The sequence below is a fragment of the Brevibacterium sp. S22 genome, assembly GCF_004745485.1.
In the GTDB taxonomy this organism is placed as follows: domain Bacteria; phylum Actinomycetota; class Actinomycetes; order Actinomycetales; family Brevibacteriaceae; genus Brevibacterium.
This window is the reverse complement of the sequence record NZ_RHFG01000021.1, coordinates 22,052-45,014: the sequence shown is the minus strand read 5'-3', so window position 1 is coordinate 45,014 and position 22,963 is coordinate 22,052. Positions and strand designations below refer to the sequence as shown.

The following is a 22,963-nucleotide window of genomic DNA, read 5'->3' as shown; positions in this document are numbered from 1 at the left end:
GTCTATTCTTAGCGAACATTCAGAACAAGAGCTGCCCGACCGATATCGCTTTATCGAAACCACATGTGTGAGCAAATCGCGCACGGGATGCATACGAATGTATCGATGGGTTAACAGAATGTTCATAGAGCGATCACGATTGCGTATCGAGATCGCAATTCGGCGGCCTGATCGGGGCCACCATCCGGCCGACCGCCGCGGCCGACCGCCCCAGCCGACAGACCCAGCCGCGCCGTCAGAATTCGAGCGGAAGATTGTCGATGAGATGGGTGCCCCCGACGGTCGCGGAGACGAGCAGCAGGGCAGAGCCCCGGAAGTCCGGGCTGCACGGCTGCAGCGTCGCTTCGTCGACGAGGCTGAGGTAGATGAGTTCGAGCTCCCCGCGTTCGACTGCGTCGTCGATCACCGACCTGGCCGCGTCTTCGACTGCCCCCGGCAGGTTCCCGCCGGCACCCGACTCCAGGGCCACCTCGGCGGCGGCGTCGAGAGCCCGCGGAATCGCCAAGGCACGGGCCCGATCCGCCGGGGCGAGATAGGAGTTGCGGCTCGACATCGCCAGACCGTCGGCGTCACGGACGACGGGCAGGCCGATGAGTTCGATGTCGAAGTTGAGATCGGCGATCATGCGCCTGACCAGGCAGAACTGTTGAATGTCCTTGAGTCCGAACACGGTGACGTCGGGGGCGATGAGGGTGAACAGCTTCGCCACGACGGTGAGCACACCGTCGAAGTGACCAGGCCGGGCCTCGCCCTCGAACACGGCGCCCATACGCCCGGCGACCACCCTGACCTCGGGGGCCGAGGGGTACATCTCCCCCAGCGCGGGAGCGAAGACGAAGTCGACCCCGGCCTCCTCGCACTTCTTCAGGTCCTCCTCGATCGGGCGCGGGTACTGCACGAAGTCCTCGTCCCGACCAAACTGCAGCGGATTGACGAAGATCGACGTCACGACGAGGTCGGCCTCGGCGCGGGCACGGGTCATCAGCGCCTGGTGCCCCGAGTGCAGGGCACCCATCGTCGGAACGAGACCGATGCGTCCTGACTGCTCGGCACTCCACCGGCGCAGCGCCTGGATCCCGCCGACCTCCATCAGTCGAAGCTCCTCTCCGGTTCGGGGAAGACCCCGGACTTCACCTCGTCGACATAGGTCCCGACCGCCTCGGTGAGCACGGAATGAAGGTCGGCGTAGCGCTTGACGAAGCGCGGGGAACGGCCCGTGCGCAGGCCCGCCATGTCCTGCCACACGAGGACCTGGGCGTCGCAGTCCGCACCGGCGCCGATGCCCACGGTGGGGATCGTCAGCTCGGCGGTGACCTGCCCGGCCAGTCCGGAGGGGACCATCTCCATGACCACGGAGAACGCTCCGGCCTCGGCCACGGCACGGGCGTCGTCGAGCAGCGCACTCCCTGCTTCGCCGCGACCTTGGACCTTGTAGCCGCCGAGGTTGTGCTCGGCCTGCGGGGTGAAGCCGATGTGCGCCATGACGGGGATGCCCGCGTTCGTGATCGCCTTGACCCGTGAGGCCATCCGTGCCCCGCCCTCGAGCTTGACCGCGTGGATTCCGGCTTCCTTCATGAAGCGCACGGCCGTGGCCACGGCCTGCTCGTCGGAGATCTCGTAGCTGCCGAAGGGCAGGTCGGCGACGATGAGCGCACGGTTCGTCGCCGAGGCGACGGCCCGGGCCAGTGGAATGAGTTCGTCGACGGTGACCGGCAGGGTCGTCTCGTGGCCGAAGACGTTGTTCGCCGCGGAATCGCCGATGAGCAGAGCTTCGACGCCTGCCTGCTCGAACAGGGCGGCCGTGTATTGGTCATAGCTGGTCAGCATTGCCCACCGTCGGCCTTCGGCCTTGGCTTTGATGAGGTCGAGCGTCCGGATTCGCCGAGGCGGGGCCGCGGGAGCGGACACCGGACCGCCGTATGGGGCGGGCTGTTCCGCCGAGGCGGCCCCGTTCGCACTGCCGACCGCATCGGCGGTGGAGGTGGATGTGGACTGGTTCGAATGTGCCGCTTCGGGCATGAGAATCCTTCAGATAAGCGATGTCGTCGGTGCCGGCGCGGGCGGGGCGAGACCGACGCTCCGGTCCGAAGCTTCGGTGACTCTCACGGGGGCGCCCACCGCAGTGCGCATCGACTCGGATTGCGAGCCAGACCACAGCCTATTCCATCCCCCGGCGCAGAGCCATCAGCATCGACACGACCGGTGGTCCGGCGTCGCACCCACCGCCTGAGAGTTGTGCATTGCCCGTCCACAGTATTAAGCTCAAATCTGCGCAAACAAATAAACGCACAACTGCGCAAAAGATTTCGGGCGGCTCTCACCACCTGCGAGACACTGCAGGCACAGGCTCCGCCCACCGAGCGAAGGACGATGATGACCACGACAGCTTCGATCGAACTCACCCTCAAAGACATCTCGGCGAGCGGCAGACAGGACGATATGTGCTCGACGGAGCTGCTCGATGCCCCGTGGGACGTCGACGAACGCCCCGGCTATGGGCCCGGTTCTTCGATGGCCGACCCGATTCCGGCCGTCGCCCCACGTCAGGGCGACATTCCCGAGGAATTCAAACTGGCATCGCCGGCCGAACTCGATGCCCGGATCCGCGCCGCCAAGGCCACCCTCGGCGATCGGGTCGTCATGCTCGGCCACCACTACCAGCGAGTCGAGGTCGTCGAACATGCCAACTACATCGGCGACTCGTTCATGCTCGCCCAAGCCGCCCAGAACCACCCGGAGGCCGAGGCCATCGTCTTCTGCGGCGTCCACTTCATGGCCGAGACCGCCGACCTCCTGTCGAAACCGGAGCAGTCGGTCATCCTGCCCAACCTCGCCGCCGGCTGCTCGATGGCCGATATGGCGTCGATCGATCAGGTCGAGGACTGCTGGGAACAGCTCGCCGAACTCTTCGGCACCGAACCTGATGCCGACGGCCGCGTCCCGGTCATCCCTGTCACGTACATGAATTCTTCGGCCGCGATCAAAGGTTTCTGCGGCCGCAACGGCGGAATCGTGTGCACCTCCTCCAACGCCGAGGTCGTCCTGGAGTGGGCGTTTGAACGCGGTCAGCGTGTCCTGTTCTTCCCCGACCAGCACCTCGGCCGCAACACCGCGGTGAATATGGGCATCGGCCTGGACGAGATGCCGCTGTGGAACCCGGCCCGACCGCTGGGCAACAACGACGACCAGACGCTCACCGAGGCCCGCGTCATCCTGTGGCAGGGCTTCTGCTCCGTGCACAAACGCTTCACCCCTGCTCAGATCGACAAGGCCCGCACAGAGCACCCGGACGTGCGCGTCATCGTCCACCCCGAATGCCCGCGTGAGACCGTCGAGGCCGCCGATGAGTCCGGATCGACCGCCTACATCACGAAGGCCATCGCCGAGGCGACCGAGCCGACCACATTCGCCATCGGCACCGAGATCAACCTCGTCCAACGTCTGGCCGCCGAGCATCCGCAGCACGAGGTCTTCTGCCTCGACCCCGTCATCTGCCCGTGTTCGACGATGTACCGCATCCACCCCGGCTACATCGCGTGGGTCCTCGAATCCCTCATCGCCGGTGAGGTCGTCAACCAGATCACCGTCGACGCCGAGGTGGCCGACCCGGCCCGCGTGTCTCTCAAGCGGATGCTCGCCGCGAAGCCGCGGATCTGATGAGCGGGGTCATCGTCGCAGGCTCCGGGATCGCGGGGCTGACCGCGGCACTGCACCTGTCCGGCCGCCATCCGGTCACGCTCGTGACGAAGGGCCGCCTCGGGGAGTCGAACACCGAATGGGCGCAGGGCGGCATCGCCGGTGTCATCGGTCCTGATGACACGGTCGACGCCCATGTCTTCGATACGCTCACGGCGGGCGCCGGCCACTGTGACCCGGAGGCCGTACGCATTCTGTGCGAGGCCGGTGGGGATGCGATCATCGCGCTTGCCGAGGCGGGTGTGGACTTCGACGCCGACCCGACCGGCGCCTGGGCCAGGTGTTTGGAAGGGGCGCATTCGCATCCGCGCATCTTCCACTCCGGAGGCGATGCGACCGGGCGGGCGATCAGCACCGCACTGGCGGGGAGACTGCGCGCTGAGGTGGCCGCGGGGCGAGTCACGCTGCTTGAGAACACAGTGCTCGTCGACGTCCTCACCGATGACGACGAACGCCTTTCGGCTCGCGCCACGGGAGTCACTGTGCTGCGCAGCGGTCGTCTCGACCACCTGAGCGCCGATGCGATCGTGCTCGCCACCGGCGGGGCCGGCCAGCTCTTTGCGCACACGACGAACCCGGTCGCCGCGACCGGAGACGGTCTGGCCGCAGCCATCCGTGCCGGCGCCGAGGTCGCCGATCTCGAGTTCTTCCAATTCCATCCCACCGCCCTGGTCGGCCCCGGCTTCCTCATCTCCGAGGCAGTCCGCGGGGCCGGCGCCCTCCTCCTCGACGAACGAGGTCGCCGGTTCATGTTCGATATCGACGATCGCGGCGAGCTCGCCTCCCGTGATGTCGTCGCTCTCGCCCTGCACCGCCGCCAGGCAGCTCAGGACGGACGTCCGTGCTTCCTCGATGCGCGGGCCGTCCCGGATGCGGCGGCGAAGTTCCCGAGCATCTCCGCAGGGCTCGCCGCCCATGGTCTCGACCTGTCCCGGGATCTCATTCCCGTCACACCTGCCGCCCACTACTTCATGGGCGGGGTCGCCACGGATCGCGACGGTCACACCAGCATCGCAGGTCTCTTCGCCATCGGCGAGGCCGCGTGCACCAGAGTCCACGGTGCCAACCGGCTGGCCTCGAACTCGCTGCTCGAAGGCGCGGTCTTCGCCGCCCGCGCCGCAGCGGCAATCGACGCACATACGCCCACTACAGACCTCACGACACCCCGCACAGACCTCCGCTCCGGGGTCTCGGACTCGCTACACCACCTCCCATTCCCTCGGTTCGACTCATTGCACCAGACGGCACTGACACGGACCGAGCTGCAGGCTCTGACCTGGGCTCATCTGGGGGTCGAACGCACGGCAGCGGGCCTGCGCACCCTGCTCGACCGCCTCGGCGAAGGTCGCGAAGTCGGCCACGATGAACGTGCCCTCAGCACCACCGGCCCCGCCGTGACCAGCGTCGAGGAACTCGAGACCGCGAACCTCGCCCTCATCGCCGAACATATGGCTCGACAGGCGCTGGCCCGGGAACACAGCCTCGGCGCGCACACCCGCACCGACACCACGATCACGCCGTCCACTGCCCGACTTCAGGAGGCCACCGCATGCTGACCGCTGCGACCATCGATTCCGCACTTCGCGCCGCACTTGACGAGGACGCCCCCTGGGGCGATATCACCGGCGAGGTCTTCATTCCCGAGGCCGCCTCGTCAAGGGCCGATCTGCGTGCCCGCGAAGACGGAGTGCTCGCCGGGCTCGAGGTCTTCGCCCGCGCCTTCACCCTCATCGACCGGAGCGTCACAGTCGACCTGGTCGCCTCCGATGGTGACTCGTTTACCGCAGGTCAGGTGCTCGCCACGGTGACCGGTCCGGCTCGCGCGGTGCTGCAGGCCGAACGGATCGCGTTGAATTTCTGCCAGCGGATGAGCGGAATCGCCACCCAGACCCGCGCTTATGTCGATGCCGCCGCCGGGCGGGCACGCATCGTCGACACACGCAAGACGACCCCGGGGCTCCGGGCGTTCGAGAAGCACGCCGTGATCTGCGGCGGCGGGCACAATCACCGTTTCGGACTCTCGGACGCCGTCATGGCCAAGGACAATCACCTCGCCGTACTCACAGGTCAGGGACTCGGCGTCGCCGAGGCGATCCGGTCCGCCCGCACCCGCCTGCCGCATACGACGACGATCGAGGTCGAGGTCGACCGGCTCGACCAAGTGCCTGCGGTCCTCGAGGGCGGCGCTGACATCATCATGCTCGACAACTTCACCCCCGCTCAGCTGCGCGAAGGCGTCGAACTCGTCGCCGGCCGGGCCGTCGTCGAAGCCAGCGGCAATGTCACTCTGGAGACGATTCCGGAGATCGCCGCCACCGGTGCCGACGTCATCTCTTCGGGGGCGCTCACCCACAGCGTCCGGGCGATCGACCTCGGCCTCGACCTCTCCCTCGAGGCCTGAGATGACCGGACGTCTCTACCTCGACACCGCGGCCGCGGCCCCCGTGCGCCGGGAGGCCCTCGAAGCCGCGTGGCCATATCTGGCCGGCGCGTTCGGCAACCCGTCGAGTCATCACGAATTCGGTCGCGGACCCGCCGAGGCTCTCGCCGATGCCCGCTCCCGGGTGGCGAAGGTGCTGGGCCTGCGGGCCACCGACATCACGTTCACCAGCGGCGGCACCGAGGCGGACAACCTCGCGATCATCGGCATGGCCCTCGGCGCACAGACTCAGCGTCGGGCCGGGAATGCGGCACCGCCTCGGCGACATATCGTCACCTCGCCCATCGAGCACGAAGCGGTGCTCGCCTCGGTGGAATTCCTCTCCCGCGTCCACGGTTTCACCGTCACCGAGGTGGCCCCCAGTCCCGATGGGATCGTGGCTCCCGCGGCGCTGGCCGGGGCCATGCGCCCGGACACCGTGCTTGTGACCTTGGGTTATGCGAACAATGAGGTCGGGACCGTCGCAGACATTCCGGCTCTGGCCGGCGTCGCCCACGAGGCCGGGGCACTGTTTCACTCGGACGCAGTGCAGGCGGCCGGCTGGCTGCCGCTGACTGGGCTGGGCGCCGACGCGCTCAGCTTGGCCGGGCACAAGGTCGGTGCGCCGAAGGGCATCGGGGTCGCCGCGATCCGCGCCCGCATCCGTGTCGAACCGCTCATCCACGGCGGCGGCCAGGAGTCCGGGCGACGCTCGGGCACGGAGAATGTGGCCCTGGCCGTCGCGTTCGCCACGGCCCTCGAACTCGCCGAGGCGGAGCGGGCAGAAGCCGCCGGCCGCGTCCAGGCCATTCGCGATGAGTTCATCACCGCGGTCCTCAGCAGCGTGCCCGGGGCGTTCCTCACCGGCAGCGTTGGATCACGGACGCCTAATCATGCGTCATTCTGCTTCTCGAACACCTCCGGTGAGGCGGTGCTGCTCGAACTCGAACGCCGCGGAGTCACGGCCTCGAGCGGTTCGGCCTGCGCAGTCGGCTCCGACGAGCCCTCGCATGTGCTGACGGCTCTGGGCATTGACGCCGAGGTCGCGCAGACGAGTGTGCGCTTCACCTTCCCGTCCTCGATCACCGCTGAGCAGGGACAGGCGGCCGCGCATGCAGTCATCGCGGCGACCGAGAGCCTGGCCACCAGCTTCGCGTGAGCGCGACAGCAGGCTCCGCCCGAACCGGCCCTCCGGCTCCGACTGGACACTGGCGACGACGCGACCGTGAGCTGCGTCAGTTTTGAACACTGTCGCCCCACCAGGTGGGATACCTCTATCTTTCTCTGCGTTTTGGAGCGAAACTGGAGGGAAGCATTCGCGCCAGGGTGTGAGGGGGCCGCCATGGATCTGTTAATTCTGTTCATGATCGCAGTGATGTTCTCGACGATCGTCTTCTTCATCGGACGATACGCCTGCCCAAGACATGACCGAGTGCCGCTCATCGAGGTCGATCACGTGCTCCTGTGGACCACTCTGCGCCGCGGCTGGTATGCACTCGGGTCATTCGGTCCGCTGACTCATTACCCGGATGATCCTTCGGGAACGTCTCGCACCTGAGACCGGACCGCCTGCACCGACTGCCCCACGCCGCCGTCAGGCTGCTCGCGGCTGTTGTTAAAGTGGCAACATGCCTTCCCCTGAACAGCCGCGCCGAAACCGGCCGAGCGAGACCGCCGCGCTCGTATTCGCGATCGTCTCGATCCTCGTCTTCTTCGGGTGCTGCGTCTGGTTCTGGGTGCAGGCTCCGGGCAACATGGCAACTCACTTCGATTCCGGCGGCCAGCCCGATGGCTGGACGTCGAAGGCCGACCTCCTCTGGATCTTCGTGCCGACGGGGATCGGCCTGCCGGTTCTCATGTCGATCCGGGCGCTGTACGAGAAGCTGCCGATCTCACTCATCAACGCTCCGTTCAAGGAGTATTGGCTCGAACGCGACGAGAAGGCCTTTCTCTTCGGCTGTCTCATGGAGTTGCTGCGCACCGTCGCCGGACTCACCGCGCTGCTCTTCGCCTCGATCCTCGTCATCATCATGGGACAGGCGCGCTCAGCGACGATTCCGGAGTGGATGACGCTGGTTCCGACGGCCGTCTTCCTCATCGCCGCAGGACTCGCCGTGTGGCGTCTCTACCGCAGGCTCACCCCACCGAGGTGACCGCGCAGGCGATGACGATCGCTGGGTCGGGAACGCTCCCGCCCGCCGAGGTGACCGACCAGAGGTCAGGGCCGCCTCGGCGAACGGGCCGACGATCACCCCGAGATCAGACGGTGGCTTCCTGCGGCAGGAACACAGAGGCGTCCCAGTTCTGCATCGCATGTGCCGAGGCCCAGAAGTGCAGTTCGTACACGCAGGCCTGTTCGAAGGCGGCGCGCATTCGAGCGGCCTCCTCGCTCGGGGCTTTCGCGAGTTCCTGTTCGAGGATCTGCACGGCATGGCGAGTCGATTCGTCGAAGTCCGGTGAGTCGTAGGTCTGCACCCACGTGCGGTAGGGGTGATCGTCTGCCATCTGACCCGCCTGGTCGACGAGGACCTTGCCCATATGGGCGTAGACCCAGAAGCAGGGCAGGACTCCGGCGACGCCTTCGCCGTAGGAGCGGCTGGAGGCCGTGGCGACGAGGAATGATACATATCCCAGCGTCGTCGGGGAGGCCTTGAACCGGGCGCCTTCCGCAGTGATCTCCTCCAGCGCCGAGGCGAGTCGAGCATCGGCGAGCAGCTCACCGTGCATCTCCTCTTCGACGGTGATCGCCTCGGCAGCGGATCCGGCCCAGAACCGGGACTCGTCGCGGTCGACGGTCTTCGCGGCCAGGAACGACATGGCCTTGGCGTATCCATTGAGATACAGGCTGTCCTGCGAGATGTAGTTGACGAAGGCCTTCGGATCGAGGCTGCCGTCGGCGAGCTGGGCGAGGAACGGCAGAGCTTCGATCTGCTTCACGATGGGCCGGACCCGGTCCCACAGCTGGGTGGTCAGTGGGCCTGCGGTGTAGTTGACGGTCATGGAAACTCCTTTGTACTCGTGTGACGTGGCGGTTCGTGTGACGTGTGTACTCGTGTGACGAAGCAGGGCTGGCCGGTGCTGGTCAGACGCGTCGATGAAGGTCAGGCGCATCAATGTTGGTCAGGTGCGCCGGTCCTGGTCACGCGGGCAGACCGCGGACGATGTCGACCTGGTGGTCGACGGGGCCGTGGGCGCCCTCCGGGTCCAGGCTCAGCTGCCAGTCCGCGGCCGAGTTGAGTGCGCGCGCAAGAAACTCGAGGGCATTGCCGACCGCATCGCCGAGGAGGTTCGACCCGATAGCTGCGCGTTCACGGCTGAGGACGGCCACCTCAGCGGTGATCGCGGCCGAGAGGGTGCATCCGGTTCCGTGCGTGTTCGCGGTCGTCACGCGGGGATGCGTGAACTCTCGGACCTGGCCGTCGGCGGTGGCGAGGATGTCGATGACCTCGTCATCGCCGCCGTGCCCGCCCTTGAGCAGGACTGCGCCGGGACCGCGTTCGAGCAGGCGTTGTGCCTGGTCACGCATGGCTTCGGCAGTCTGTGCTTCGGGTTCGTCATCGGACAGCAGCAGGGCCGCCTCGGGGAGGTTGGGGGTGATGAGGTCGGCGACGGGCAGCAGGTGAGTGCGCACGGCGTCGACGGCATCGGTCTCGAGGAGCCGGTGGCCGGAGGTCGCGATCATCACCGGGTCGACGGTGAAGAAGCCGAGTCGGCCTTCGGCTGCGCGGGCGACGACGAGCTCGACGAGTGCACGGCTGCCGAGCATCCCCGATTTCGCCGCGTCGACGGGCATGTCGCCGAGCACGGAGTCGAACTGATCGGCGACGAAATCGACGTCGATCGGGTAGACGCGGGAGACTCCGTGGGTGTTCTGGGCGACGAGGGCGGTGATGACGGTCGTGCCCAAGGTCTTCCGCGCGGTGAAGGTCTTGAGGTCGGCGTGGATTCCGGCACCGCCGGACGGGTCGGTGCCGGCGATGGACAAGGTGATCGGCGGGCGGGTCGTCACTGGCCGCTCCCGGTGAATGCGGCGAGCAGCTCTGCGGCCGCGGTCTTCGGGTCGTCGGCCAGACAGATCGCTGAGACCACACAGATCCCGATCAACCCACGTCCCCGCAGGTCAGGAGCTCGATCGGCACCGATGCCGCCGATCGCGACGGCGGGGATCCGGGCTTCTGCCACCAGATCGCCGAGGCGGTCCGGCCCGATTCCGTCTGGTGCGTCGGCCTTCGTGGAGGTGTCGTAGACCGGCCCGACGCCGACGAGGTCGACGACACCGGTGTCGCGGGCGGCGCCGAATTCTTCGCTGTTAGCGGCGGAAAGGCCGATCAGCGGTTCAGAACCGAGTGCGGCGCGCACCTCGGCGACGGTGGTGTCCGACTGGCCGACGTGGATGTGGACGTTCTCGCCTTCGTCGATGAGGCGGCGGGCCACCTCGACGCGGTCGTTGAGGACGACGGGAACGGTGCGGTCCGTGCCGCGAGTGGCGGTATCGACGGCGGCGATGACCTGGCGGGTGAGCGAGTAGAAGTCCCCGTCGTCGATGTCCTTGTCGCGGACCTGGACGATGCCCACTCCCCCGGCGACGGCGGCCTGCACGGTCTCGGCGACGGTGCGACCGGCTGCTTCGCACTGTGCGGAGTCGGTGACGAGGTAGAGACGCGTGTCGATTCCGGCGAAGCGGTCGGGCTCGTCCTCATGCTGGCCGGCCGGGTGTGCGCTGTCGGCAGTGTGCGCGGATCCCGCGGTCATGCCTGAACGCTTTCGTTCGCGGGCAGCGTGCTCAGACTGACTCTCGCCCCGGCCAGCTGCTCGCCGTCGACGGTGTGGAGTGCGTCGAGGAAGTTCACCGAGTAGCTGCCCGGCCCCTTCGCCCCATCGGCGGCGAGTTCGCCGGCGACCGCGAAATGGGCGTGGGCGGCGGCGACGGCTTCGAATCTCGCCGAGGCGGCCCCACTGTCGGTGGTGCGCTCGCCTACGCTGAGGGCTGAGGCGTCGGCGTCGGGATCGGCCAGTCCGCTGCGGGCGGCGGCGAGGTAGGCGACGGTGACGGCGCCGAGCGAGCAGCCGGTGCCGATGACCAGCGGCATGAACTCGTGGCCGCCGGAGATTCGGGCAACGTGGTCGGTTCCGTCGATGTGAGCGACGACGGCATCAGTGGGTCCGGAGACCGCGACGATCGCACCGGTTTCCTGGGCCAGCTTCGCGGCGGCGGGGAGGACGGCGTCGACTTCATCGGTCGAGTCGACTCCGCGTCCGCCGAGGCCGACTCCGGCGAGAGCAGCGATCTCAGAGGCATTGCCGCGGATGGCCGTCGGGTGATCGGCAGCGGCGCGGCGGATGCGGGAGGTGCGGAAGTCGACGGCACCGACGCTGACAGGGTCGAGGGCCCAAGGTTTGCCGGCGGCGTTCGCGACGTCGATGGCGGCGTCTGCGGCGAGCAGCTGGTGGTTCGAGGCGGTGCCGAAGTTGACGAGGACTCCGCTGGCGATCCCAGCGAACTGCCCGGCGTCGGCTTCATGGTCGAGCATCGCCGGGGAGGCTCCGACGGCCAGCAGCACGTTCGCGCTGAACTGCTGCACGACGGTGTTCGTGATGCATTGGATGAGTGGATTGCTTGCGCGCAGTCGCGCATTCGCAGAACGCAGGTCGAAGTCAACCATGACGATCCCTTCGCTAGTATGGCCCAGATCAGGTTCGATGGGTGTTCTCTCAGCCTCGCCGATCTCCGCGTGGACTCTTCAGTCTGTGCGGATCGTCATGAGGCACCCCATGTCATTGGCTTCGACTGTATCAGCCACACCGAAGCGGAGCGACTCCTCCGATGTCGGCGAGTGGCCGCCGGCGCGTCGCGTCATTGCGCGCATAGTGGCAGAGTGCGACTATTGGGGTGGTGGCGAGGAGGTCGTCCTCCTAGAGCGCCAAGTCGCAAACCCACGTCTTCGACGTGGGTTTCTGCGTTGAGTGCGGCGTTTCACTCCGCTCGTGAACGCGGCGAGGTCTCAGCAGCTCATGCCGCAGAGCAGACCGCTCGGCATTCAGACAACCATTGATCTCGGTGCTTCGGGCCAAGCGGTCCGCTCTGCGCAGGTGACGCCTACCCCCGCCCGACGTACCTCTGGCCGCGACGGCTGAGCGCATCGATGACGACCGCAGCCAGCAGAACGACTGCGGTGATGATCTGCTGCGCATCGGAGTTGAAGCCGATGAGGGACAGCCCATTCTTGATCGCCCCGACGACCAGGGCACCGAGCACTGCCGCCCACGCGGTTCCACGACCGCCGAAGAGCGAGGTGCCGCCGATGACGGCCGCGGCGATCGCATCAAGCAGATCTTGGGTGCCCACCAGCGTCGATCCCGCATTCGTTGTCACACCAGTTTTGATGAAGCCGAACAGTGCGGCCAAAACTCCAGCGGCCATAAATACGCTGATGCGTACCCACGTCACACGGATGCCCGCTCGCCGGGCGGCCTCGACCTTGCCGCCGACGGCGTAGATCGAGCGACCGTAGCGAGTCTTGCGCAGAACGAGATCGATGACGATCGCGATCACGAGCATGAGGAAGAACGGCATCGCCAGACCGAAGTCCTGATTGACGAGGATGAGGAACCCGAACACGATGATCGTCAGCACTGCGATCCGCACGAACACCGAGGTCCAGCTGGGCGCGTCGAGGCCCTCGCTGTGTCGTCGCATCTTCGAATAGACGATGCCGCCGCCGAAGCCGATGACCGCGATCGCACCGAACGCATACGCCCAGAGCGCCGGGAAGTAGAAGCTCGAGAATTCGAAGGCGAAGGTATCGGCCATCGACAGGTTCTTCTGCGTGCCCAACGTCGTCAGCGTCAGCCCGGTGTAGGCAAGCAGCCCGGCCAAGGTCACGACGAACGCCGGTATTCCGACCACGGCGAAGAACCACCCCTGGATCGCACCGACGACCAGGCCGAGCAGCAGCATGATGATCAGAGCCATCACCGGCGGCACGCCCTGTCTGACCACGAGCACGCCGAGGAGAGAGGCCGCCAGACCGCCCAGTTGAGCCAAGGACAGGTCGATCTCACCGAGGAGCAGGATGAGGTTGATGCCCAGGGCGAGGATCGCGATATAGGCAACCGTCGTCGAAAGATTGACGAGGTTGGCCGGAGAGATGAACTTGCTGTTCGCGGATTGGAACACGATGACGATGACGACGAGCGCGAGGATCACCGGCAGAGAGCCGAGCTGTCCCTCTCGCACACGACGGATGAAGGTCGCCAAGAAGCCCTCATGAGAGATTCGTTCGTCTGTGATGAAGGAATTTCGGGTCATCGGCGCTCTCCCCTTCGTGTCGCCCTCTGGGTCACGACGTTGTCACTGGCCCCCGTGATCGCGGCCACGAGCACATCGGTGCGCTCATCCCCGGCGAAGTCGCCGACGTCCTTGCCCAGCCGCAGCACGTGGACACGATCGGCGACGGCCTGCACATCGGCCATGTTGTGGCTGACGAGCAGCACTCCCAGATCGCGCTCCTTCAGCCTCTCGATGAGGTTGAGCACTTCGGCCGTCTGGGCCACACCGAGGGCGGCCGTCGGTTCGTCGAGCATCACCAGAGATGGTTCGCCGAGGAGGGACCGGGCGATGGCGACCGTCTGCCGTTGGCCGCCGGACAGGGCCGCGATCGGCACCCGTACGCTCGGGATCTTCGCCGACAGGCTCCGCAGCAGCTCCCATGACTTCGCTTCCATGGCCACCTCGTCGAGCACGGCTCCGCGGGTCTTCTCATGCCCGAGGAACAGGTTGGCCACGACGTCGAGGTTCTCGCACAGCGCCAGGTCCTGGAATACGGTGGCGACTCCGGCTTTCTGCGCGTCCTTCGGGGAGGAGAACTTCTGCGCCGTGCCGTTCATGATGAGTTCACCCTCATCTGCGGTGTGGACTCCGGCAATGACCTTGATCAGCGTCGATTTGCCGGCGCCGTTGTCACCGACGAGGCCGACGACTTCGCCGCGACCGACGGTGAGATGGATGTCGGTCAGAGCCTGCACGGCTCCGAATCGCTTATTGATTCCGCGCATCTCGAGCACGGGTTCGCTGCCGTCTCCCGGCGGCCGCGATGCTGCTGGACCCGGTTCGGGTGTCTCAGATGTCATCTGTTCCTACTTGTCACGGTTGTCGGCCCTGACTGCCGGCGACCTCGTCTCGGTCGCCGGCAGATGGACTGTTACTGCGCGTCTGCGTCTGTGCAGAAGCGCCTGACACACGGTCATTTGACGCCGGCGTCCTCGCAGAGCTTCTCCACCTTGCTGGTGCAGATGTCGGAGGCCTTGATCTGGTCGCCGACGATGTCCTTGATGGTGTCCTTGGTGACGACCTCGGCCTCGACGAAGTCCGTCGGAGTGTCCTTGTAGGTCGTTCCGGCCTCCGGCTCCTCTCCTCCGGCCAGCGCGATGGCAGCCTTCGCGGCGAATTCGGCCTGCGGCGGAATCGACTTGTAGATCGTGGCGTACTGATCGCCCTTGAGGATGTTCTGCAGACCGTCGACCTCGGAGTCCTGACCCGTCACGACGGGGTCGACCTTGGCTCTCTTCGTAGCGGCGATGACGCCGCCGGCGGTGCCGTCGTTGGCAGCGTAGATCGCGATGGGCTCCTCGTCCGCGCTCTGCAGCTGGCCTTCGACCCATTGGCGGGCATCGTCGGGGTTCCAGTCGAGGGTGTCGTGGCTGCCGGCGATGTCGACGCCCGCTTCCTTGAGGGTCTCTTCGGCTCCGGCCTTGAAGTCCGCGGCGTTGGGATCCTTCGGGTCGCCGTTGACCATCCACACCGGGCCCGATTTCGGGTCGGTGCCGTCGGCCTTGAGCCCGTCGAGCACGGCCTGGCCCTGCAGATTGCCGATCTTCTTGTTGTCGAACGAGGTGTAGTAGTCGGCCCCTTCGAAGAAGCGGTCGTAGGAGACGACCGGGATCTTCTTCGCTTTGGCCTTCGACAGCGCAGACGAGACCGCAGAGGCATCGACGGGGTCGAGGACGATGGCGTCGACGCCTTCTGTCACGGCCGCTTCGACCTGCTGCTGCTGTTGAGTCGCATCCTGATTGGCATTGCTGTACTTGACGGTGGCGTCAGGATTGCCCTCCTTGACATACTTCTCGAAGTTCGGCTTGTCCAGCGACTCGTAGCGGGTGGTCTTCGATTCGGGAAGGAGCAGCGCGATGGTGACGTCGCCGTCGCCTCCGGATCCGCTGTCAGCTTGATCGTTGCCTTGACCCTTCTGATTGCCGCAGCCGCTGAGCGCAAGAGCGCCGATTGCGACCGAGGCACCGAGGAGGGCCAGCTTCTTCCGGGACTGCAGGTTGTGCCTCATTGTGAACCTTTCAATCATTCTGACAACGTTGTCAGGCTGTTGATTATGATTCGCCGAACGGCGCCTGCTGTCAACTGTTTCGGCAAAAGTTTTCAACGGGAGTCCGGAGGCTCCTCGCCGCTGCCACGAGCGATGACGCACAGCGCATTGTCGAAATCCGACTCGCTACCATTCCCACGACCGTTCCCCGTCGTCTCCTTCCGGATCGGACCGTCCCGCTCGCCGAGGCGGCCCCCGCCACCTCCTGCGCCGTCGGGTTCCGCGGCGGCTCGCAGTCGGCGGACCGCCTCGGCGGCGAGGGATTCGACGTTGCGATCGACGACGGTGACGTCGAGGAGTTCGGCGGTGGGAAAATCATCGATGCCGACCAGGGCCGGCCATTCGCCGAGGCGGCGGCAGGCGTCGATCGCACCTTGGGTCACGGTGGCTGAGAGGGTGATGAGGGCACCGGGGGCGCTGCGGGAGCCGAGCCAGGCGGCGACGACGTTCTTCGCACTGGATTCGTCGTGGGCGTCTTCGCGCATATAGGCGCGCCAGCCGACGCCGTGACGACCCGCGATGGCGTCCTGGACTCCCTGCAGCCGGCGGCCGGCGATGAGACTGGGCGAATGGTCGCCGATGACGCCGAGCGCCACATGTCCGTGGGCGAGCAGCTGTTCGGCGGCGAGTCGACCTGCTTCACGGTCATCACCTGCGACGACGCTGATTCCTGGTCCGTCGACCGCAGGGTCGAGCGAGACGATTCCGGTGCCCGGCGCCGAGGCGGCTCGGGCGTAGATCTCCGCCGCTTCCGGGTGTGCGCGGATGACGATGATGCCGGACAGATCGTTGGCGAGGCATTCGTCGAGGAAGGCTTCCTCACGGTCGGGGTCGTCACCGACCACGGTCACCACCGGGCGCAGGTCGAGGGCCGCGAGTTCAGCTTCCACGGCGGCGAAGGCGCGAGCCTGGAAGGCGTCCCCGGTGTCGGAGAGGACCACGCCGATATAGGGTGAGCGGCCCCCTGCGCGCAGCCGTCTGGCCGTGGGGTTGAGACGGAAGCCGAGTTCTTCGGCGGCGGTCTCGACCTTCTCGGCGGTGGCGGCGGCGACGTGCTTTTCCCCGTTGAGCACGCGGGAGGCGGTCTTGATGCTCACTCCGGCGCGGGCAGCGACCGTGGCCAGGGTCGGCCGATCGTTCTGCTTCGCCATGACCACGCCTTTGAGTCCGAGAACCGGTTCACACTGCTGCACGGTTCCGCACAGGCAACCGTTGGAATGATACTAACCGCTGGGTGTGAGGGAAGAACGCAATCGCCGAGGTGGGGCTCCGTTACGGTGCCCCACCTCGGCGGTTTCGAGTCGGTTCGCTGACTGCTCAGCGAGCCACGGGGTTGTCCATGGTGCCCGCGTAGAGCAGCGATTCTGCCTGGTTGCCGATATCGACCATCTGCTTCGTGTTCTTCAGCTGCAGCCGGTTGAGGCAGGAGTGGGCGAACGACTCGGCCCGCAGGTCGACGTCGCCGCTGACTCCGCGGGCAGCGTCCGGGTGCTCGGCCTCATAGTCGTCGAGGGTCTCGGCGACGATCGCCCAGAACCGGTCGGCCGGCAGCAGTCCGTCAGCATCGAGGATGCCCGACAGGTGGCGCAGAACGCCGTCGAACATATCGGTGAAGACCGACAGGGCCTTCTCCTCCCCCGGCACCACGGCGCGGATGCGTTCGACGTCGGCGGGCAGTTCGCGGTGGCCGAGCACGGCGACCTCCTCACCGATGTCCTTCATGAATGCTCCGGTCACGACGTGGTCGTCGAGAACGAGGATGAGGTTCTCCCCGTGCGGCATGAACACGAGATCGTGCGCGAGCAGCGCGTGCACGAGCGGCTTCAGATAGGACCGCAGGTAGCTGCGCAGCCACTCCGCGGCACTCAGGCCTGAGGCGCTGATGAGCTCACCGGCGAAGGAGACGCCCTCGTGATCCCGATGCAGCAGGGCGGCCATCGTGATGAGCTTCTGGCCCGGATCGACCTGATCGACTGGGTTCTCGCGCCAGAGGGCGGCGAGCATCTTCCGGTGCGGGTTCGTCTCCTTCGTCCGGTGGTAGACGTCGCCGGTGTAGCCGAGTGCGGAGCGTTCCCGCAGGACGCGGAATCCGGCGTCGGCGAAGGCGTCATCGGAGGCGATGAGGTTCGCGACCCAGTCGTTGATGGCGGGGGTGTCACGCATGTACTTCGGCGACAGCCCACGCAGGAAGCCCATATTCTGCACGGCGAGTGCGACTTTGACGTACGGTCCGGTCCGCGAGTGGTTGAAGAACGTGCGCAGGGACTGCTGCGCCTGGTGTTTGTCGAGCCCAACGCCTAACGGCAGCAGATCGCCGCGGGCGATGTCCGCGGCGAAGGTGATCGCCAAGCGATGGTCGGCCTGCCACGGGTGGATCGGCATGAGGTGGAAGTCCGCCGGGTCCTGCCCGGCCGCCCGGATCCGGGAGCCGAAGAGGTCCCTTTCGGCTCCGCTGAGCGCCTCACCGAGGTGGCTCTCCTCGTCGAGTCCGACGCCTAAGGAGAGGTGGCTGTGTTCGCGTCTCACCGCCACCCATTCGATGCGGTTGAGTTCCCCGTTCTCCGGTGCCCACCTGCGGAAGTCGTGGAGTCCGAAACCGATGCGCCCATTGTTCGCAAGGAACCCGGGGTGGCCTTCGGTCATGGCCGCCTCGGTGGTCTGGAAGTCTGCGTCGACGAGGTCGCGTGAGCTCGGGCGATGCCCGGCCCGAGCCTCCTCGAGTTTGAACGCAGCGCCTGCCAGGGTCGAGGCGAGTTCCTCGAGGTAGGTCGAGATGAGGTCCTCGGGGATGGAGAGTTCGTCCTGGAGTTCGACGACGAGTTCCTGGGCATCGAGCGGAACCTCGGACTCATCGCGCCACCGAGTGATGCTGGCTTCATCGATGACCCAGTGTTCGAGCGGCAGGACGCGAGCGGCGAAGGTGTAGCGGGTGGCGCCGTCGATGGTCAGTTCCCAGGTCTGGGCGCCGTCAGCGGGTGCGCCGTTGTCCGTGCCGGAACCGCCTTCGACATCGATCCGGGCCGGGGTGATGAGTCGCTCGTGGGCGAATTCGGACAGAGCCTTGGCGACGAGGTGGCGTTGCACGACGGCGAAGGCATCGGCGTTGAGATGGGAATAGGGTGCGGGCGGCACTGCGGCGCCCTGGCTCGGACGTGATTCGGTCGGCCTCTGATCATCGTGCGATTCCTCGGTCTCGCCGATCAGCGGGGCCAGTGCACTGGCGGCGAAGTCGGCACGCGTGCACACGCTCACCAGTGCCTGCTTCTCGATCTCGCCCATCATGATGGTCGCCTCGGTGACGGGCGTGAAGCCGGCGGCACGGTTCTTCTCGATGATCGCGTCGTTTCGGGCATCGGGTTCGACCACGACACGGCGTGCTCCACGTCCGCCCTGGTCAGCGGGCCTCAGGCAGAAGTCGATGACCTCGGCCATAATGCGGTCGGTGAGTCCGTGTACGGCCGGTCCGGCCGGGGGTGCGACGAGCAGGTGCATCCCGATGTCCTCGGGCCCGGTGGTCAGCGCGCTCTGCGGAATGAGGCTGTCCGGGGTGTAGGTCTCGACGTAGAAGCAGTCGGCGCCGTCGACGGATCCGATCCAGCCGGCGTCGGTGGCGGAGTCGCGGATGCCCTCCAGATAGGTCCGGACTTCGTCCTCATCGAGGTCGGTCATCATCCAATAGCGGGCACGCGGGTGGGTGAGCCATTCGTGGATCCGGTCGGTGTCTCGTTCGACGTCGAGTGGGCGGATGTCCACCCTCGCCGAGGCAGCCGTGAGCTTCACGTCCGTGCCGAGTCCCGTGACTTCGGCGTTCGCATCGGCCGCGGCGGGTGTCGGGGCGGTGCCCTCCGCCTCGGTGGTTTCGGTCGGGGCGGTGCCCTCCGCCTCGGCGGTGTCGTTCGGGTCGGTGGTGTCGTTCGGGGCGGTGATGAGTTCTGTGGTCATACGTGTGACATCTCCTTGGAGTCGTCGAGTGCGAAGGCGGCGGAGTCAGCCTCGGCGGAATCGTTCGCGCCGGCCGAAGCGTTCCCGCCGGTCGAAGCGGCCTGGTCGGCGGTCGCGGTCGAGTTCGCGGATGCCAGCGCGGACGCATCAGATTCATCGGCCGGCACCCCGAAGGTCTGGAAGGCGATAGTGCGTTCGATCGGATACGGCTCTCGGCCGGTCACCTCGGCGAGCACGACCGAGGCCCGCCACGGACCGAAGCCGAGGTCGGGTGCGGTGACGCCGTGGGTGTGCTCTTCGCCGTTCAGGACATGAATCGTGCCCTCGTCGTTGATCGTGTAGTGGCGGCTGACGTCGAGGCGTCCGTGCGAATCGAGGCGCACCTCGTCGCCGAGCGGGCTCAGGAAGTCCGGCACCCGTGACTTGTAACCTGTGGCTGCGACGACGGAACCGGACCTCCTGGTGAAGGTCTCATCCAGTGCCGTGTTGCGGAAACCGAGCAGGTATTCGCCGCTGATCGGATCGATCCGAGCGGTCTCGAGTTCGGCTTCGGAGATGAGATTCGTCAGCAGCTGCCGGCCGCCTCGGCTGAGCCGGTAGAGGGTGTCGTGGATATCGTCGACGAGATCGGCCGAGATGCCCTTGTACAGGGTACGCTGTTCGCGGCCGACGCGTTCGCGCAGCTCGTCGGGCAGGGCGCGGAAGTGGTCGGTGTACTCGGGTGACGTCATTTCCAGAGTGAGCTTCGTGTACTCCATGGGGAAGAACCGCGGCGACCGGGTCACCCAGTCCAAGCGCACTCCACGGTCTTCTGCGTCATCGATGAGGTCGCGGTAGATCTCCGCGGCAGACTGACCGCTGCCGATGATCGTCACCGCACCGGAGTCAAGCAGCGCTTCCCGATTCTCGAGGTAGTCGGCGGTGTGGATGAGCGGTCCGGCACCGGCGGACGGGCCCGATTCGGGGGTCGCGGTGTCTGCCGGATCCGCGGCCCGTTCAACGGCACCGTTCGCCCCGAGTCCCTGGAGGGCAGGCGGCAGCACCGGCTGCGTGCCCACCCCGAGCACCAGATGCCGGGCACGGTAGGTCTCGGTCACCACGATCGAACCGGAGTCGTCGGCCACCTCGGCGAGGACGGTGAAGATTCCGTTCTCCCTGGTCACGGACACGACGCGACGGTTCCAGCGCAGCGATTCCAGCTGGGCGGCGACCCATCGGCAGTATTCGTCGAATTCGGCGCGCAGCGGGTAGAACGATTCGCGGATGTAGAACGGGTAGAGGCGCCGGCGTTCCTTGAGGAAGTTGAGGAACGAGTACGGCGACGTCGGGTCGGCCATGGTGACGAGGTCGGCGAGGAAGGGCACCTGGATGGTCGAGCCCTCGATCATCATTCCCGGGTGCCACCGGAATTCGGACCGCTGGTCGAGGAAGACCGCGTCGACGTCGGGCAGCGGATCCGACAGCGCTGCCAGGCCGAGTCCGAAGGGACCGATGCCGACGCCGAGGATGTCATGGATGTGCGTGGAATCTGCGCTCATGCTGCGCCTCCTTCGGTCGCGGTGCCCTCGAGATCCCGACCGGCGAGGATGCCGTGTCCGGTGGCGCGCACGAGGTCGAGGACGGCGGTGACATCATCGATGCTGGTGTCGGGGTTGAGCAGGGTGAGTTTGAGCCACGGTGTGCCGTCGATGACGGTGCGGGCGACGGCGGCGCGGCCGGAGCGGAAGAGGACCCGGCGGATCAGTGGAACGAGTTCGTCACACGCTTCAGCGCTGGTGGCCGCCGGGGTGAACCGGAAGAGCACCGTGGACAGGTCCGAGGCACCGAGCACGTCGAAATCCGCCTGATCTTCGAGCAGTGCGCGGACGTCGGCGGCGAGGTCGCAGATCGTGTCGATCATCGCTCCGATCTCGCCTGCCCCGCGGGCGCGCAGAGTCATCCAGAGCTTGAGTGCGTCGAAACGCCGGGTGGTCTGCAGGGACTTGTCGACCTGGTTCGGTTCGGCGTCGGCTTCGAGTGCTTCGGCTTCCGGGTTGAGGTAGTCGTGGTGGTGGATCGTCGGCGCGAACAGGCTCGCGTCTCTGATCAGCAGGGCAGAGGAGGACACCGGCTGGAAGAACGTCTTGTGGAAGTCGATGGTCACCGAGGTGGCCCGACTGATCCCGTCGAGCAGGTGGGCACGAGCCGGGGCCCAGAGCAGACCACCGCCGTAGGCGGCGTCGACGTGCAGCCACACGTTCGCGGCTTCGCAGACCTCGGCGATGGTCTCGAGCGGATCGATGACGCCGAGGTCGGTGGTTCCGGCGGTGGCGACGACGGCCATGGGGATGGCGTCGTGTGCTTCGATCGACAGCAGGCTCGCGTTGAGCGCTTCGGCGTCCATGCGGCCGGAGGCGTCGGTCGGGACGGTCACGACCGCCTCGGCGTCGAGGCCGAGGAGGAACGCCGCACGGGAGACGGAGAAGTGGGCCTGATCGGTGGCGAGGATCCGCAGCCGGGACAGTGCCTCGCGGCGGATCGGGACGGTGGAGCCGCCTCGGCGAGGTTCGGCATCATCGGAACCGGCGCGGTCGAGCTCGTTCGCGTCATCGGACCCGGCCCGGTCGGGCTCGTTCGCGTCATCGACGAGTCCGGTCAGGACGTTTTCGCGGGCGAGGAACAGTGCCTGGAGGTTCGATTGGGTGCCTCCGGAGGTGAAGATCCCGTCGCCGGAGGAGAATCCGAGGTGTCCGCAGGTCCAGTCGACGAGGCGGCGCTCCATGAGGGTGGCGACCTCGGACTGGTCGTAGGTGTCGACCGAGGTGTTGATGGCTGCGAGCATCGCCTCGGCGGCGACGGCGGGCACGGCCACGGGGCAGTTGAGGTGGGCGACGTAGCTGGGGTGGTGGAACCACACCGCATTGTCGGCGTAGAGGGCGTCGACTTCGCGCAGGGCCTCGGCGTTGCCGACGCCGGGGGTGTCGAGGTCGACGGCGTCGACGGCGGCCTGGAGCTGGCTGCGGTCGTTCGCCGAGGTGGCCGCCTCGGTGGCGTGGAAGCGTCGGCCGAGCGAGTCGACGACGTCGTGCATGAGCGCCGTATACTCGTCTGCGCTGTGGGCGCCGAGCAGAGCGTCGGTGCAGGTGGTGGGAGTCGAATCCTGGGGAGTCGAGTCAGGGTGGGGAATCTCGGGGATGTGAAGGGGTGCTGCGGGTGGTGTCGCTTCGGTGTCAGAGAGCAGAGAAGTCGTCACTGTGAGGTTTCCTCCTTCGATGAGCGAACCGCGGAGCGCGGTTGGCATTAGGGAAACCTACCCTAAGTGTCACGCTTTTCGAAGGGCGTTCGCCGGACCTCCCCGACTACGGGAGTAGCATCCTGACCTGGGGTGATGCCGTCCTTCCCAGCGCTGGCAGGGCAAGGCGACCGTTCGCACTACGGGTGCATCGCCTGGAAAATGCGCACGTGGCATTCATCACATCAGGGTGTGCCATCCAGCATCGTGAGACAGCAGGGCCCCACAGATCGGCGATTCTCTGGTCGATCCCCGGCG

At 66.6% G+C, this 22,963-nt stretch carries 19 protein-coding genes and 1 riboswitch; of the genes, 6 read left to right on the top strand and 13 right to left on the bottom strand.

The genetic code is table 11. The annotated features are described in order from the left end of the window. Positions 1 to 235: 235 nt before the first annotated feature. Both panC and panB read right to left on the bottom strand, forming a co-directional pair. On the bottom strand, positions 236 to 1,090 hold the full coding sequence (gene panC / locus EB835_RS15215; RefSeq protein ID WP_135810299.1) for a pantoate--beta-alanine ligase: 855 nt from the start codon (positions 1,088 to 1,090) through the stop codon (positions 236 to 238). After that, the gene (gene panB / locus EB835_RS15210; protein ID WP_205749952.1) at positions 1,090 to 2,019 is read right to left on the bottom strand and encodes a 3-methyl-2-oxobutanoate hydroxymethyltransferase; all 930 of its coding nucleotides are present in this window, start codon (positions 2,017 to 2,019) and stop codon (positions 1,090 to 1,092) included. The genes panC and panB overlap by 1 nt, the downstream gene beginning before the upstream one ends. A 354-nt stretch (positions 2,020 to 2,373) precedes the next feature. On the opposite strand from panB, the gene nadA reads away from it, so the two are divergent. From nadA to EB835_RS15180, 6 genes are all read left to right on the top strand, one after another. Next, complete coding sequence (gene nadA / locus EB835_RS15205; protein ID WP_135810298.1) at positions 2,374 to 3,657, top strand: quinolinate synthase NadA; 1,284 nt, start codon at positions 2,374 to 2,376, stop codon at positions 3,655 to 3,657. Then, positions 3,657 to 5,252: an L-aspartate oxidase gene (nadB, locus tag EB835_RS15200; protein ID WP_135810297.1), complete on the top strand. Its 1,596-nt coding sequence runs from the start codon at positions 3,657 to 3,659 to the stop codon at positions 5,250 to 5,252. The genes nadA and nadB overlap by 1 nt, the downstream gene beginning before the upstream one ends. Continuing rightward, positions 5,246 to 6,097 carry a carboxylating nicotinate-nucleotide diphosphorylase gene (gene nadC, locus EB835_RS15195; RefSeq protein WP_135810296.1) on the top strand — a complete coding sequence of 284 codons (852 nt, stop codon included), beginning with the start codon at positions 5,246 to 5,248 and terminating at the stop codon, positions 6,095 to 6,097. The genes nadB and nadC overlap by 7 nt, the downstream gene beginning before the upstream one ends. Before the next feature lies 1 nt (position 6,098). After that, positions 6,099 to 7,274 carry a cysteine desulfurase family protein gene (locus EB835_RS15190; RefSeq protein WP_135810295.1) on the top strand — a complete coding sequence of 392 codons (1,176 nt, stop codon included), beginning with the start codon at positions 6,099 to 6,101 and terminating at the stop codon, positions 7,272 to 7,274. Positions 7,275 to 7,457: 183 nt separating this feature from the next. After that, on the top strand, positions 7,458 to 7,673 hold the full coding sequence (locus tag EB835_RS15185) for a hypothetical protein (RefSeq protein ID WP_135810294.1): 216 nt from the start codon (positions 7,458 to 7,460) through the stop codon (positions 7,671 to 7,673). 70 nt (positions 7,674 to 7,743) lie between these two features. After that, positions 7,744 to 8,268: a DUF1648 domain-containing protein gene (locus EB835_RS15180; RefSeq protein ID WP_135810293.1), complete on the top strand. Its 525-nt coding sequence runs from the start codon at positions 7,744 to 7,746 to the stop codon at positions 8,266 to 8,268. A gap of 106 nt (positions 8,269 to 8,374) precedes the next feature. Here the strand turns inward: EB835_RS15180 and EB835_RS15175 are convergent, their stop codons facing one another. The 11 genes from EB835_RS15175 to EB835_RS15125 all read right to left on the bottom strand — a co-directional run bounded on the left by EB835_RS15175 (position 8,375) and on the right by EB835_RS15125 (position 22,714). Beyond that, entirely contained in the window at positions 8,375 to 9,115 is a 741-nt protein-coding gene (locus EB835_RS15175; protein ID WP_135810292.1) for a TenA family protein, read from the bottom strand. Positions 9,116 to 9,254: 139 nt separating this feature from the next. Beyond that, the gene (gene thiD, locus EB835_RS15170; protein WP_135810291.1) at positions 9,255 to 10,124 is read right to left on the bottom strand and encodes a bifunctional hydroxymethylpyrimidine kinase/phosphomethylpyrimidine kinase; all 870 of its coding nucleotides are present in this window, start codon (positions 10,122 to 10,124) and stop codon (positions 9,255 to 9,257) included. Next, complete coding sequence (gene thiE, locus EB835_RS15165) at positions 10,121 to 10,867, bottom strand: thiamine phosphate synthase (protein WP_135810290.1); 747 nt, start codon at positions 10,865 to 10,867, stop codon at positions 10,121 to 10,123. The genes thiD and thiE overlap by 4 nt, the downstream gene beginning before the upstream one ends. Then, the gene (locus EB835_RS15160) at positions 10,864 to 11,778 is read right to left on the bottom strand and encodes a hydroxyethylthiazole kinase (RefSeq protein ID WP_135810289.1); all 915 of its coding nucleotides are present in this window, start codon (positions 11,776 to 11,778) and stop codon (positions 10,864 to 10,866) included. Before EB835_RS15160 ends, thiE begins: the two co-directional genes overlap by 4 nt. Continuing rightward, a riboswitch (TPP riboswitch) is annotated at positions 11,766 to 11,898 on the bottom strand. It overlaps the preceding gene by 13 nt. A 314-nt stretch (positions 11,899 to 12,212) precedes the next feature. Then, complete coding sequence (locus EB835_RS15155) at positions 12,213 to 13,424, bottom strand: sugar ABC transporter permease (RefSeq protein ID WP_135810288.1); 1,212 nt, start codon at positions 13,422 to 13,424, stop codon at positions 12,213 to 12,215. Next, positions 13,421 to 14,245: an ATP-binding cassette domain-containing protein gene (locus EB835_RS15150; protein ID WP_205749951.1), complete on the bottom strand. Its 825-nt coding sequence runs from the start codon at positions 14,243 to 14,245 to the stop codon at positions 13,421 to 13,423. The genes EB835_RS15155 and EB835_RS15150 overlap by 4 nt, the downstream gene beginning before the upstream one ends. A gap of 113 nt (positions 14,246 to 14,358) precedes the next feature. After that, positions 14,359 to 15,453, bottom strand: coding sequence for a substrate-binding domain-containing protein (locus EB835_RS15145; RefSeq protein WP_135810287.1), 1,095 nt, complete (start codon positions 15,451 to 15,453; stop codon positions 14,359 to 14,361). Between the two features lie 92 nt (positions 15,454 to 15,545). Then, positions 15,546 to 16,643, bottom strand: a complete 1,098-nt coding sequence (locus EB835_RS15140; RefSeq protein ID WP_135810286.1) for a LacI family DNA-binding transcriptional regulator — start codon at positions 16,641 to 16,643, stop codon at positions 15,546 to 15,548. A 166-nt stretch (positions 16,644 to 16,809) separates the two neighbouring features. Beyond that, on the bottom strand, positions 16,810 to 19,434 hold the full coding sequence (locus EB835_RS15135; protein ID WP_205749950.1) for a GNAT family N-acetyltransferase: 2,625 nt from the start codon (positions 19,432 to 19,434) through the stop codon (positions 16,810 to 16,812). Then, positions 19,431 to 20,972 (bottom strand): lysine N(6)-hydroxylase/L-ornithine N(5)-oxygenase family protein, encoded by a 1,542-nt coding sequence (locus EB835_RS15130; protein ID WP_135810285.1) that lies wholly within the window; start codon positions 20,970 to 20,972, stop codon positions 19,431 to 19,433. The genes EB835_RS15135 and EB835_RS15130 overlap by 4 nt, the downstream gene beginning before the upstream one ends. Next, positions 20,969 to 22,714, bottom strand: coding sequence for a pyridoxal phosphate-dependent decarboxylase family protein (locus tag EB835_RS15125; RefSeq protein WP_240688775.1), 1,746 nt, complete (start codon positions 22,712 to 22,714; stop codon positions 20,969 to 20,971). Before EB835_RS15125 ends, EB835_RS15130 begins: the two co-directional genes overlap by 4 nt. Positions 22,715 to 22,963: the final 249 nt, after the last annotated feature.